This window comes from Streptomyces sp. NPDC058637 (assembly GCF_042717325.1).
Taxonomy (GTDB): domain Bacteria; phylum Actinomycetota; class Actinomycetes; order Streptomycetales; family Streptomycetaceae; genus Streptomyces.
Map to the genome: position 1 here is coordinate 90,301 of NZ_JBHXRD010000027.1, position 12,252 is coordinate 102,552.

13 protein-coding genes are annotated in these 12,252 nt (G+C 73.0%); 6 read left to right on the forward strand and 7 right to left on the reverse strand.

Features of this window, described 5'->3' with window-relative positions; genetic code table 11:
* Positions 1-29: 29 nt before the first annotated feature.
* The 6 genes from ACFWVP_RS25440 to ACFWVP_RS25465 all read right to left on the reverse strand — a co-directional run bounded on the left by ACFWVP_RS25440 (position 30) and on the right by ACFWVP_RS25465 (position 5,939).
* Positions 30-221 carry an acyl-CoA carboxylase subunit epsilon gene (locus tag ACFWVP_RS25440; protein WP_384499991.1) on the reverse strand — a complete coding sequence of 64 codons (192 nt, stop codon included), beginning with the start codon at positions 219-221 and terminating at the stop codon, positions 30-32.
* 124 nt (positions 222-345) lie between these two features.
* The gene (locus ACFWVP_RS25445; RefSeq protein ID WP_384499993.1) at positions 346-975 is read right to left on the reverse strand and encodes an antibiotic biosynthesis monooxygenase family protein; all 630 of its coding nucleotides are present in this window, start codon (positions 973-975) and stop codon (positions 346-348) included.
* Complete coding sequence (locus ACFWVP_RS25450; protein WP_384499995.1) at positions 962-1,948, reverse strand: aromatase/cyclase; 987 nt, start codon at positions 1,946-1,948, stop codon at positions 962-964. The genes ACFWVP_RS25445 and ACFWVP_RS25450 overlap by 14 nt, the downstream gene beginning before the upstream one ends.
* Positions 1,949-2,038: 90 nt before the next feature.
* On the reverse strand, positions 2,039-3,073 hold the full coding sequence (locus tag ACFWVP_RS25455; RefSeq protein ID WP_384499997.1) for a ketoacyl-ACP synthase III family protein: 1,035 nt from the start codon (positions 3,071-3,073) through the stop codon (positions 2,039-2,041).
* 24 nt (positions 3,074-3,097) lie between these two features.
* Positions 3,098-4,717 carry a citramalate synthase gene (cimA, locus tag ACFWVP_RS25460; protein WP_384499999.1) on the reverse strand — a complete coding sequence of 540 codons (1,620 nt, stop codon included), beginning with the start codon at positions 4,715-4,717 and terminating at the stop codon, positions 3,098-3,100.
* Positions 4,710-5,939, reverse strand: coding sequence for a CaiB/BaiF CoA transferase family protein (locus ACFWVP_RS25465; protein WP_384500001.1), 1,230 nt, complete (start codon positions 5,937-5,939; stop codon positions 4,710-4,712). The genes cimA and ACFWVP_RS25465 overlap by 8 nt, the downstream gene beginning before the upstream one ends.
* 205 nt (positions 5,940-6,144) lie before the next feature.
* Between ACFWVP_RS25465 and ACFWVP_RS25470 the strand changes: the two genes are divergently transcribed.
* The 3 genes from ACFWVP_RS25470 to ACFWVP_RS25480 all read left to right on the forward strand — a co-directional run bounded on the left by ACFWVP_RS25470 (position 6,145) and on the right by ACFWVP_RS25480 (position 9,119).
* On the forward strand, positions 6,145-7,374 hold the full coding sequence (locus ACFWVP_RS25470) for a cytochrome P450 (protein ID WP_384500003.1): 1,230 nt from the start codon (positions 6,145-6,147) through the stop codon (positions 7,372-7,374).
* A 150-nt stretch (positions 7,375-7,524) separates the two neighbouring features.
* Entirely contained in the window at positions 7,525-7,848 is a 324-nt protein-coding gene (locus tag ACFWVP_RS25475) for a 2Fe-2S iron-sulfur cluster-binding protein (RefSeq protein WP_384500005.1), read from the forward strand.
* The gene (locus ACFWVP_RS25480; RefSeq protein ID WP_384500007.1) at positions 7,848-9,119 is read left to right on the forward strand and encodes an NAD(P)/FAD-dependent oxidoreductase; all 1,272 of its coding nucleotides are present in this window, start codon (positions 7,848-7,850) and stop codon (positions 9,117-9,119) included. Before ACFWVP_RS25475 ends, ACFWVP_RS25480 begins: the two co-directional genes overlap by 1 nt.
* Positions 9,120-9,576: 457 nt before the next feature.
* On the opposite strand, the gene ACFWVP_RS25485 is transcribed toward ACFWVP_RS25480, so the two are convergent.
* Positions 9,577-10,068, reverse strand: a complete 492-nt coding sequence (locus tag ACFWVP_RS25485; protein ID WP_384500010.1) for an SRPBCC domain-containing protein — start codon at positions 10,066-10,068, stop codon at positions 9,577-9,579.
* 211 nt (positions 10,069-10,279) lie between these two features.
* Here ACFWVP_RS25485 and ACFWVP_RS25490 point away from each other — a divergent pair, with 211 nt between their 5' ends.
* Genes ACFWVP_RS25490 through ACFWVP_RS25500 form a run of 3 tightly spaced genes read left to right on the forward strand, consistent with a single transcriptional unit; the run spans position 10,280 to position 12,210 of the window.
* Positions 10,280-11,065, forward strand: coding sequence for an SDR family NAD(P)-dependent oxidoreductase (locus ACFWVP_RS25490; RefSeq protein ID WP_384500012.1), 786 nt, complete (start codon positions 10,280-10,282; stop codon positions 11,063-11,065).
* A complete protein-coding gene (locus ACFWVP_RS25495; protein WP_384500014.1) occupies positions 11,065-12,021 on the forward strand; it encodes an MBL fold metallo-hydrolase in 957 nt (318 codons plus the stop codon). Before ACFWVP_RS25490 ends, ACFWVP_RS25495 begins: the two co-directional genes overlap by 1 nt.
* A 36-nt stretch (positions 12,022-12,057) precedes the next feature.
* Positions 12,058-12,210: a hypothetical protein gene (locus ACFWVP_RS25500; protein ID WP_384500016.1), complete on the forward strand. Its 153-nt coding sequence runs from the start codon at positions 12,058-12,060 to the stop codon at positions 12,208-12,210.
* Positions 12,211-12,252 lie beyond the last annotated feature (42 nt).

Sequence of the window (12,252 nt, forward strand, 5' to 3'; positions counted from 1 at the left end):
TGTCGTGCGGCCGTCGTGCGTACGCCCGCTCATCGTCCGGACCAGGCCACCGGGTTGCGGTGACCGCCGTTCTTCACGGTCCAGCCGGCGTAGGCCGCTGCGACGTCGCCGTCCGGTTCGCCGGTACGGCGGACGAGGGCCAGCAGGACGGCGGTGACGGCCGCCAGCTCGGCCTCGTCGGGCCGGCCGCGGACCACGGTGATGCGCATCGGATTCGCCATGGGGACAGCCTGGGCCACGGCGCTCGAAGGGAACTCGTGCCCGGGACGTACAGGAGCCGAGGACACGTGGTCCTCGGCTCCTGTACGGGTGGAGCGGCCTGCGCCCCGGTGTGCCGGCGGCGCGTCAGCTCAGGACGCGCTCGTACGCCACGTGCCGGGTGCGCTCCACGGTGAGGGCGGCACCCCGTGTCATCGCCTGCGTCGCGGCCCGGTGGCCGCTGTCGCCGAGGGCCTGTTCGCAGGCGTCGGTGTCGCGCCACCACTGGACGGCCGTGTAGACGTCGGGGCGGAGCGTGGAGCGCAGCAGATCGCTCCCGCCGTATCCGCCCAGCCGCGCCAGGTGCTCGTTCGCCTCGGCGAACTGCCGCTCGAACACGTGCGGGTCCCCGTGCACCACCGCCCGGGTCAGTACGACGTTCGCCGCCCCGGCGACGGCGTCCCCGGTGATCTTCCGGGCCACGCTCACCGCCTGGTCGGCCTCCGTGTCGACCATGGGTCCGAGCTTGCGGACCTGGGCCTGGAAGGTGTCGTCGTGGACGGTGTCGAGGAATCCCCGCATGGTCCGCCAGTGCCCGAGGTGCACGTACACCTGCGGGTGGTCGACGAGCCGCACGGTCACCAGGAAGTCGAAGTCCTCGCGGGTGCGCAGGTACTGCGAGTGGTGCCGGAACTCGCGCTCGAAGCGCTCTGTGTCTCCTTTGACGTCGAACCGGTTGACCACCGTGATCGGTGCATCGTGACTACGCTTCGGCACGCACTTCCTCCGCGAACTTCTTGGCATGGCGCAATGTGGTGGAGCTGTTGGTACCGAGCGTCCTGCGCACCAGGTCCCGGGCTTCGGCGAGGGTGGCGTCGGGGCCGAGCGCGGTGCGCACACCGGCCGGGTCCAGCGTCACCGTGTGCCACGAGGTGGCCCTGACGGTCCCGTCGCCGAGCGACTCGATGACCCAGCGCCCGGTGTGGCCGCTCATCGCGACCGGCACCCGGAGCTGCTTGTAGACGATGACCTTGCGGTCCTCGAAGCAGACACGGACCGAGGTGGTGTTGTGCGTGGAGCCGTCGGGGCTGCGGGTGTCCATGTCCATCCGCTGGATGCCCTGTTCGTCCTCGCTGAGGTCCAGGCGGGCCACGTGCGGAAGCCGCTGGGGCCACAGGTCGGCCCGGTCCAGGAAGGCGAAGACGTCGCCGGCCGCACCGAAGACGGTCTCGGAGTCGCTGAAGGTGAAGTGGAGTTCCTCGCGGGCCTCGCCCTGCTCCGCGGTGTTCTTCAGGGCGAGGAGCTCGGCCCGGCTGTTGCGGTCGACGGCCTGCTCGATGAGGGCCTCCGCGTCGGGGGCGTCGTCGACGGCACGGTAGTCGTGCAGCAGCGTGACCCGGGTGGTGCCGTCCTCCAGCTCCTGGACGCGCCACTCGCCGCCCATCGACTCGACGGGCGCCGCCGTGACGACCTGGCGGAAGGTGATGGTGCGGCCGGCCGGGTCCAGGACGCGGCGCGAGGTCCAGGTGCGGACCTTGTCGCCGGCGATCGCCCAGATGCGCAGGAGCTGCTCGCCACCCTCTTCGGGGGCTTCCTCCAGCACCTCGACGTGCACGGTGGGGCCGAACACCTGCGGCCACTCGGCGACGTCGGCCACCAGGGCGTAGACGGCGGCGGGTGATGCGGCCACGGTGATGGAGTGCTCCGTGACATGGAGCGCTCGGGTCTCGGACGTAGCGGTGGGCGCCACGGCAAACCTTCCTTCGGACAGTCCGCAGCAGGGCGGATCACGAGGCTGACATAAGGTGCTCAAGCGGAACTTGAGGATCGGTGGACCCGTTCAGGGGGTCGCCCAGTCCGGGCGTCGCAGGATGTCCACGACCGCGCAGCCCCAGCTGTATCCGGCGCCGACGCTGACCAGGACGCACCGGTCGCCGGGCGAGGCACGGCCCGAGACCAGCAGGTGGTCGAGTCCGGCGAACTGGTCGCCGGCCCCGAGGTGGCCGACCGTCCGGCTGTAGTCCCAGGTGGTGCGGTCGGGATCGATGCCGAACGGCTTGTAGTAGATGGACTGCAGGCGCCGGCGGCCGAAGTGCGGCAGCACGACCCAGTCCGCCTCGCCCAGCTCGGACCCGGCGTCGGCCAGCGCCTCCTTGATCACCGTCTGCTGGCCGTTGTGGGCCCGGGTGATCGCGTACGAGATGCCGGTGCGGCCGACGAAGGCGCGCTTGGCCTCGTCGAAGTCGACGGGCATCCGGTGGGTGAAGGGCGCGGGGGTGAACGGGTCGTCCCCGCGGTGCAGCGGCTCCAGCTCGGGGTCCGCGTACAGGGCGAGCGAGACGAGCCGCGCGAACCCGCCCCGCCTGGAGAGCACGAGGGAGGTGGCGCCGTCGGCGTACGGGGTGCCCGGGTCGGTCTTCCAGCGGTCGATGCCGGGCGCGCAGAACCGGTCGGCGGTGGTGATCAGGGCGTCGCCGTGGCCGTGTCCCGCGGTGAGGTAGGCGGTGGCGAGGTCGAGTGCGGCGAGTCCGCCGTTGGACATCTGCCGTATCTCGACGGCCTGGCAGCTGTTGCCGAGCGCCTCACGCTGGATGTACGAGGCGACCGGCCACAGGTCCTGGCCCTGGTGGTAGGTGTCGGCGTGCAGCAGCAGATCGACGTCGCCGCCGTGACTGTCCGCCCGGCGCAGCGCGGTCCTGGCCGCGGCGGCGGCCATCTCGGCGGCGGACTCGTCGGGCGAGTACGCCACCGACTCCATGCCGGTGGACGCCGCCACCCGGGGCGGGCAGGCCCCCGAGGCGACGGCGTCGGCGACCGCCAGGCGGGCGGGCAGCCGGGTGGCGGTCGCCCGTATGTAGACGTCTTCCAGACGCACGGTCACTCCAAGGAAGGTCGGGGCTCAGCCCGGTACGGCGGCGGCCAGGGGCGGGGCTTCCTCGACCCGGCCGGGCGGCCCGTCGAGCAGGACGTAGTGGACGGCGTCGAGGAGCGCCTGCCAGCTGGCCGCCGTCGTGTTGCCGTCCACGCCGACGGTGCCCCAGCTGCGCTCGCCGTCCCGGTAGGAGATGAGCACGCGGGCGGCGGCACCGCTGCCGGTCTCGCCGCTGAGCACCCGCACCCGGTAGTCGGTCAGTTCGAGGCGGGACAGGGCGGGGAAGCAGGGGTCGAGCGCGGTGTGCAGGGCGGTGTCCATGGCGTTGACCGGCCCGTTGCCGTGGCCGGTCGCGGTGACGGTCCTGCCCTGGACGGTGAGCCGTACGGTGGCCTCGGTGCGCACCTCGTCGCCCGTCCCGGACACGCCGACGGACCAGGACTCGACGTCGAACGGGCGGGGGCGGGGGCCGCCGTCGAGCTCCTCGCGCAGCAGGAGTTCGAAGGAGGCGTCGGCGGACTCGAAGCTGTAGCCGGTGTTCTCCAGCTCCTTGACCCGGGTCGCGGCGCGGGCCACTTCGTCGGAGCCCGCCTCGACGGCGTATCCCAGCTCGCGTGCCTTGAGCTCGATCGACGAGCGCCCGCCCATGTCGGAGACGAGGGTGCGCATCGTGTTGCCGACCAGCTCGGGCGTGGTGTGCTGGTAGAGGTCGGGGTCGATCCGCAGCGCGGAGGCGTGCAGTCCGGCCTTGTGGGTGAAGGCGGAGCCGCCGATGTACGGTGCGGCGACGCTGCCGGGGACCTGGGTCAGCTCGGTGACGGCCCGGCCCGTCCCGGCCAGGTCCCGCAGGTTCTCCAGCGGGATGACCTCGCGGCCGCGCTTGAGCACCAGGTTGGCGATGACGGTGAACAGGTCGGCGTTGCCGCACCGTTCGCCGTAGCCGTGGGCGGTGCCCTGGGCCTGGACGGCTCCGGCGTCGACCGCCGCCATGGTGTTGGCGACGGCGCAGCCGCTGTCGTTGTGGGCGTGGATGCCGAGCGGTACGCCGGTCAGGGCGAGCGTCTCGGTGACGACGGTCCGCACCTCGTCGGGCAGGGAGCCGCCGTTCGTGTCGCACAGGACGACGGTCTCGGCGCCGGCCTCGGCGGCGGTGCGGACGACGGCGAGGGCGTACTCGCGGTTGAGCTGGTAGCCGTCGAAGTAGTGCTCGGCGTCGACGAAGACCCGCCGGCCGGCGTGCACCAGGTGGCGTACCGTGCCGCTGATCATGGCGAGGTTCTCGGCGAGCGTGGTGCGCAGGGCGTTGCGCACATGACCGGTGTGGCTCTTGGCGACCAGGGTCACCACCGGGGTCTCGGCCTCCAGCAGGGCGCGCACCTGCGGGTCCAGGGAGGCGGGTACCCCTGGCCGGCGGGTGGCGCCGAAGGCGGCGAGGACGGCGTTCTTCAGGTCGAGTTCGGTGCGGGCCCGGCGGAAGAACTCGGTGTCCTTGGGGACGGCTCCGGGCCAGCCGCCCTCGATGAATCCCACTCCGAGGCCGTCGAGCCGGCGGGCGACGGCGAGTTTGTCCTCGACCGTCAGCACCATGCCCTCCTGCTGGGTGCCGTCGCGCAGGGTCGTGTCGTAGAGCTGGAACTGCTCAGCCATCGCCGCTCCCTTGGTCTGGTGTCGGCCGGCCGGCGGATGTTCCGACGGCGCCGGCCGACAGGTCCGGCTGTTCGCCCCAGGTTCGGGCGGGTGCACGGAGGACCGCTGGAGCCCAGGTGGACCTGCGCCGCACCGCCGGGGTGCGGCTGAAGCGGGGTGCGGGAGCGGCCGGAGCGCTGCCCCGGGCCCGCTGGTGGGGGTGGTCCGGGGCTTCGTCGATGCGCAGCACGGGGGTGACGCAGGCTTCCGTGCCGTCGAACAGCCGGGCCCAGGTGTCCCGGTCGTGGAGGAGGAACCGGCCGCCGAACGCGCGGCGCAGCGCGGGCCAGTTGGCGGGGTCGGTGCGGTCCGGGAGCCCGTCGGGGTCGAGGCCGAGGCCGGTCAGCAGGGCGGCGTAGAACCGCTCCTCCAGGGCGCCCACCGCGACATGGCCTCCGTCGGCGCAGACGTAGCAGGTGTAGTAGGGGGCGCCCCCGTCGAGCAGGTTCGCCCCGCGCTCGTGGCGCCAGTGGCCGGCGTCGGCCATGCCCGTCGCCATGGCCAGCAGGGTGTTGACCCCGTCGACGATCGCCGCGTCGACGATCTGTCCGCGGCCGGAGGTGCGGCGTTCGTGGAGCGCGGCGAGCACTCCGGTGACGAGGAACATCGCGCCCCCGCCGAAGTCGCCGAGCAGGTTCACGGGCGGCACCGGGGGGCCGCCGGCCTCGCCGATCGCGTACAGCGCGCCGGTCAGGGCGAGGTAGTTGATGTCGTGGCCGGGGGCGGTGGCCAGCGGGCCGTCCTGTCCCCAGCCGGTCATCCGGGCGTAGACGAGGCCGGGGTTGCGCTCCAGGCACACGTCGGGACCGATGCCCAGCCGCTCCGCGACCCCGGGTCTGAACCCCTCGACGAGTACGTCGGCGCCGTCCATCAGGCGCAGGAGCTCGGCGACGCCGGACGGGTCCTTGAGGTCGAGGGCCCTCGTGCGCCGGCCCCGGTCCAGGTCGCGGTGCCAGTCGGCGAAGGAGCGCCGGCCGTCGGCCCGGTCCACCCGCACCACGTCGGCGCCCAGGTCGGCGAACATCATGCAGGCGAACGGGGCGGGCCCGATCGCGGCGAGTTCGAGGACCCTGAGGCCGTGCAGGGGGCCCGTGCCGGGCACGTTCCCGGGCCTTCGGCGGGGTCCGCCCGCGGTTCCGTTCCCGGTCCCGTCCGGCGGTGGTCCTGCGGGGGATGTGGTCATCGCTGGTCCTCCAGGTCCTCCTGCGTCGCGGCTCCGGCAAGCCTGCGGGACCCGGCTCGTGCCCGGCATGAGGCGGACCGGATCACGGCTTCCCGGGTCCGGGGGCCGCTCCGTGTCCGCTCGACCGGGGCCCCAGCCGCTTTGGGTGTACTGCTGCCCGGCCGCTCCCGCTGCCCTGACGTACCCCGGAGAGGATCGATCCGCTGTGACCATCAGTGATCTGGAGTCAGCTGCCCCTGCCGAGGCGGAGGCGGCGACGTTTCCGTACAAGCGCACGTGCCCGTTCACGCCGCCCGCCCAGTACGCCGACATGATCGAGAAGGATGTCTCGGAGGTCACGCTGGACGGTTCCGGCCTGCGCATCTGGACGGTCACCGGCTACGAGACGATGCGTACGCTGCTCACCGACCCGCGGCTGAGCGCGTCGCGCCGGCACGACAACTTCCCCTTCTACTTCGTCGCACCGCCGGAGTACCGGACCGAGACCTCCTTCATCGGTTACGACGGCGACGCGCACAGCAGCACCCGGCGCAAGGCCGCGCTGACCTTCACCCACCGGCAGGTCCAGCGGCTGCGTCCGCGCATCGAGGAGATCGTCGACGAGCACCTGGACAAGCTCCTGGCGATGGAGGCCCCGGCCGACTTCCACCGGGTCTTCTCGCTGGCCGTGCCGATGACCGTGATCTGCGAGCTGCTGGGCATCCCGCAGGACCAGCACGAGTTCTTCATCAAGCACGGCACCGCGCTGCTGGGCGGTCACAGCTCCACCGAGGAGCGGCAGGCCGCGATCGTCGAGGTGAACGCGTACATCAGCGAGCTGATCAAGCAGAAGAAGGAGACGCCGGGCGAGGACCTGCTCAGCCGGGCGATGGCCGACTACGAGGCCTCCGGCGAGGAGTACACCGACCGCGACCTGTTCAACATGGTCCGGCTGCTGATGAACGGCGGGCACGAGACGACCGCCAGCCAGATCTCGCTGGGCACGGCCTGCCTGCTGGAGAACCCCGACCAGCTGGAACTCCTGCTGAACGACCCCTCGCTGGTCAAGCCGGCGGTGGAGGAGCTGGTGCGGTTCGCGACCATCGGTGACACCGCCGTGCCGCGCGTCGCGCTGGAGGACATCGAGGTGGCGGGCCAGGTCATCCGCAAGGGCGACGGCATCCTCTGCCTCGGCCTGGCGGCCAACCGTGACCCGGAGGTCTTCCCGGAGCCGGAGAAGCTGGACATCCGGCGCGGCAGCCGCAAGCACCTGGGGTTCGGGCACGGGGTGCACCACTGCATCGGCGCGGACCTGGCCCGCCTCGAACTGGAGATCGTGTGGAGCAAGCTCTTCCAGCGGATCCCGACGCTGCGGCTCGCGAAGCCCTTCCTGGAGATCCCGCGCAAGGAAGGTGCCGTCATCTACGGCCTGTGGGAGCTGCCGGTCACCTGGTGACCCCGGCCCGGTGACCCCCGTCCGCCGACCGGCCCGCTCGACGGCGGCCGGCGGGACGGGGGCCCTCGGAGGCTCCGCCCCCCGCCCGGGCGCGCGCGCAGACGCACGACTCCCCCACGGCCGACCGACATTCCACGAGGAGAGCACGCCATGGCCAAGATCACCTACAAGCATCCGAACGGTACCGTCACCGTCGTCGACGTCCGGGCGCCCGGCACGGTCATGCGCGGTGCGAAGCTGAACAACGTCGACGGCATCGAGGCGCAGTGCGGCGGCTCCGCCCAGTGCGGCACGTGCCACGTGTACATCGACGAGGCGAACACGCTGCCGCTGCCCGCGATGGACTCCGTCGAGGACGACGTGCTGTACGGCACCGCCTGCGAGCGCAACGAGTTCAGCCGGCTGAGCTGCCAGCTGCCCATCTCCGAGGACCTCGACGGGCTGCTGGTGCACCTGCCCGAGGCGCAGAGCTGATGGCCGCGCACTCGGTGGTCGTCGCCGGAGCGGGCCAGGCGGGATTCGACACCGCGTGCGCCCTGCGCAGCCGCGGTTTCCAGGGCCGGATCACGCTCGTCGGTGACGAACCCCCGGCCCCCTGCCACCGGCCCCCGCTGTCGAAGGGCTATCTCGCGGGTACGGTGACGGCCGACGAGGTCCTGCTGCGGCCGGCGTCGTTCTTCGCCGAGCAGGACATCGAGCTGATCACGGGCGACCGGGTCGCCACGGTGGACCGGGACCGGCACACCGTGCTGCTGGACTCGGGTCTCCGCCTCCCGTACGGCTCGCTGGTCCTGGCGACCGGTTGCCGGCCGCGCACCCTGCCGGTGCCCGGGGCCTCGCTGACCGGGGTGCTCACGCTGCGCGGGCTGGCCGACGCGGAGGACCTGCGGCTGCGCCTCAGCGGCCCGCCGCGGCAACTCGTCGTGGTGGGCGCCGGGTTCATCGGCCTGGAGGTCGCGGCCACCGCGCGCGGGCTCGGCCACGAGGTGACGGTGGTGGAGGCGCAGCCCCGGGCCCTGGCCCGCGCGCTGACGCCCGTCATGTCGGACCGGCTCGTCGCGGAGCACCGCGCCCAGGGGGTCCGGCTGCTGCTGGGCCGTGAGGTGGCGGCGCTGCACGGCGACGGCGGGGGCGGGGTGCACGTCGTGGAGCTGGACGGCGGCGAGCGGATCGCCGCGGACCTGGTCGTGGTCGGCGTCGGGGTGCTGCCCAACACCGCGCCGGCGCTCTCGGCGGGGCTGCTCGTCGGTGACGGCATCGTCGTGGACGAACGGCTGCGGACCGAGGACCCGGACATCTACGCGCTCGGCGACTGCGCCCGCTTCCCCAGCCCGCACGCCGGGCGCCACATCCGGCTGGAGTCCGTGCAGAACGCCTCCGACCAGGCGCGGTGCGTCGCGGCGGCGATCTGTGGCGAGCCCTACGCGTACACCGCCGTCCCGTGGTTCTGGTCGGAGCAGTACGCGCTGCGGCTGCAGATCGCCGGGCTGACGGCGGGCCACGACACGACGGTGACCGTCGGCGACGTCGAAGGCGGGCGCTTCTCCGTCTTCTGCTTCCGGGACGGCCGGCTGACGGGCGTCGAGTCGGTGAACCGCCCCGCGGACCACGGCATCGCCCGGCGGCTGCTGACGGCCGGTACGGACCTGACACCCGGGACGGTGCGGCAGCCGGGGTTCGACCTCAAGAAGCTGCCCCGCGCGACCACCGCGAAGCCCGCCGCCGGGCTGTCCGTAGCCGTCTGAGGCGCGCGCGAAGGGGCGTCCGGGACTTCTCGTCCCGGACGCCCCTTCGTCGTTCCGCCGGCTTCCGGTGCTGCTCGGTCCCCGGGGCGGGCGGGACGGCGGTGTGGCTGCCGCGCCCGGCCGTGTCGTGCCGGAGGGCCGTACGTCCGGTGGCGGAGGTGATGTCGCGCCGAGACCGCCCGTACCGCCGCGGGGCGTGCCGTGCGCCGAAGGGCGGGGCGACGGCCACTCGCGGGTTCTCGGCGGTGCGGGCTGGTACAGGCGGTGCGGGCGGTGCGGGCGGCGTCGCGTCGGCCGTGTACCGGCTCGCGGGGCGTACGGCCGCCGGTCCGGCGTGCGGGCGTTCCCCCGGACGGGGTGGTGCGGGAGGCGCGGAGGACGGGCGGACCGGCCGCACGGCCGCGTCCGCGCCCGGTGGGCGTGGCGGCCGGAGCGTCCAGGACGCTCCGGCCGGGGCTCACGCCCCGGACCCGTCGGCGACCGCCTGCGCGAAGCGCTCCAGCGTCTCGCCCGGGCTCGGTCCGTCCAGCGCCTTGAAGATCCGCTCGGCGCCGGGGCCGTGCCGGTCCAGTTCCACGTGGGCCAGCGACACCCGGGTGCGGCCCTCGCCGGCGTCCTCGAAGTCGACCTCGATCCGGCTGGCCCGGTCGTCCGTGGGGATCGACTGCCAGTTGGGGTCGACGCGCCAGGTCATGGCGACCCGGCGGCCGGGCACCCACTCCAGCACGCGGCCCCAGGCGATCTGGGTGCCCTCCACGTCCCACTCGTAGTAGCGCCCGCCCACGCCCGGCTCGAAGGCCAGGCCGGCCCGCTCCTTGCGGACCAGGACGTGGCTCGGCGGCCACCAGTCCACGGGCCGCTCGGTGAAGACCTTGAAGCACTCGTCGGGCGTCGCCGCCACGGTGACCGACTTCCTGACGTCGGGCAGGGTCTGCGTCTGCTCGGGCACGGGCTCTCCTCGCTCCAGCCGGGCGTCCGCCCGGGTAGCCGCATCGAATACGCCCACGCTGACCGGCCGCCCTAGGCCCCGCATCGAGTACCGCTCGACACCCCGGTCTCCGGACCGGCTCCACCCGCGTACGAGATCCCCGCAAGGCGACGGCCCCACCGTCGGACCGATGGGTCCGGGATCCGCCGGCACGAACCATGGGGAGAGCACGATGACAGACGCAGGACGGCGAGTGGCCTTCGTCACCGGGGCGACCAGCGGGATCGGCCTGGCCGTGACCGAGCTGCTGGCGCGGCAGGGTGTCGCGGTGTTCGGTGTGGCACGTAGCGCGGAGAGCGTACGCACGGTGGTCAAGGAACTGCGCGAGCAGGGCCTCGAAGTGGCCGGCACGGTGTGCGACGTGACGTCCCTGGAGCAGATCCGGGAGGCCGTACGGGCCGCGGTGGCCGAGTACGGGCGCATCGACATCCTCGTCAACAACGCGGGCCGGGGCGGCGGCGGGGTGACGGCCGAGCTGGCGGACTCCCTCTGGGACGACGTCATCGAGACCAACCTGAACGGCACGTTCCGGGTGACCCGGGAGGTGCTGAGCACCGGTCTGATGCGGGAGGGCGACTGGGGGCGGATCATCAACATCGCGTCCACCGGCGGCAAGCAGGGCGTCGAACTGGCCGCGCCGTACTCGGCCTCCAAGCACGGTGTCATCGGCTTCACCAAGGCCGTGGGCAAGGAGCTCGCCCCGACCGGGATCACCGTGAACGCCGTCTGCCCGGGCTATGTCGAGACTCCGATGGCCCAGCGGGTACGGCAGGGTTACGCCGGCCACTACGGGGTGACCGAGCAGGAGATCCAGGACAAGTTCAACGCGAAGATCCCGCTGGGGCGCTACTCGACCCCCGAAGAGGTCGCGGGACTCGTCGGCTACCTCGCCTCCGACACCGCCGGATCGATCACGGCGCAGGCGCTGAACGTCTGCGGCGGGCTCGGTAACTACTGATGGCGACCGACACGCACGAGGTGCGCACGGCGGCTCCGGCACCCGCGCGGACGGCCGGACCCGGTTCCCTGGTGCCGGTCGCGGACGGGGTGTACGCCCTCGTCCAGCCGGAGGGCGGCTGGTGCCTGAACAACGCGGGCCTGGTCGCCGGCGGGGGCCGGTCCGTCCTGGTGGACACCGCGGCGACGGAGTCCCGCACGCGGCGGCTGCGGGAGGAGGTGGCCCGGGTCGTGCCCGACGGTCCGGACTACGTCGTCAACACGCACTTCCACGGCGACCACACCTTCGGCAACGGCCAGTTCGTCCCGCGCGCGGTGATCGTGGCCCACGCGGGGACCCGGGCGGACACGAGGGAGGCGGGCCTGGGTCTGCGCGGGCTGTGGCCGGACGTGGACTGGGGCGAGACGCCGCTGACCCTGCCCACCCTGACGTTCCGGGACGAACTCACGCTGCACGGCGACCGGTTGCGCACCGAGCTGCTCCACGTCGGCCCCGCACACACGGCGAACGACGTGGTGGCCTGGGTGCCGGAGCGCGCGGTCCTGTTCACCGGCGACGTGGTCTGGTCGGGGGTGACCCCGTACATCCTGATGGGCTCTGTCACCGGTTCGCTGCGCGCCCTGGAGCGGATGCGGGCGCTGCGGCCCGAGGTGGTGGTCCCCGGGCACGGCCCGGTCGGCGGCCCCGAGCTCATCGACGCGACGGAGTCCTACCTCCACCTGCTCCAGGCGCTGGCCCAGGACGGCGTGCGCCGTGGCCTGAGCCCGCTGCGGGTGGCGCGGGAGGCGGACCTCGGCGCCTTCGGGTCCCTGCTGGACTCCGAGCGCCTCGTCGGCAACCTGCACCGCGCCTACGCGGAGCTCGAGGGTCTCGCCCCGGGCGCCCGCATCGATGTGGCGGCCTCCTTCAAGGAGATGGTCGCCTTCCACGGCGGGTTGCCGGCCTGTCATGCCTGACCGCGCACACCGCCCATCCCGAAGGAGGGTTCGTCAATGGAGACGATGCTGCTGGACCACGAGACGGTGGACCCGGAACCTCTGCCACCCGCACCGCTGACCGGGGTTCCGCGCTGGGTGCCCCTGCTGCTGGCCGGGGACCACGACGACGACGGGAGCGAACCGCACATCTGCCGGGGCATCGACTGACCGGCCGCCGGACACGGCATCCGGTACGTGGACGAGGGGCCC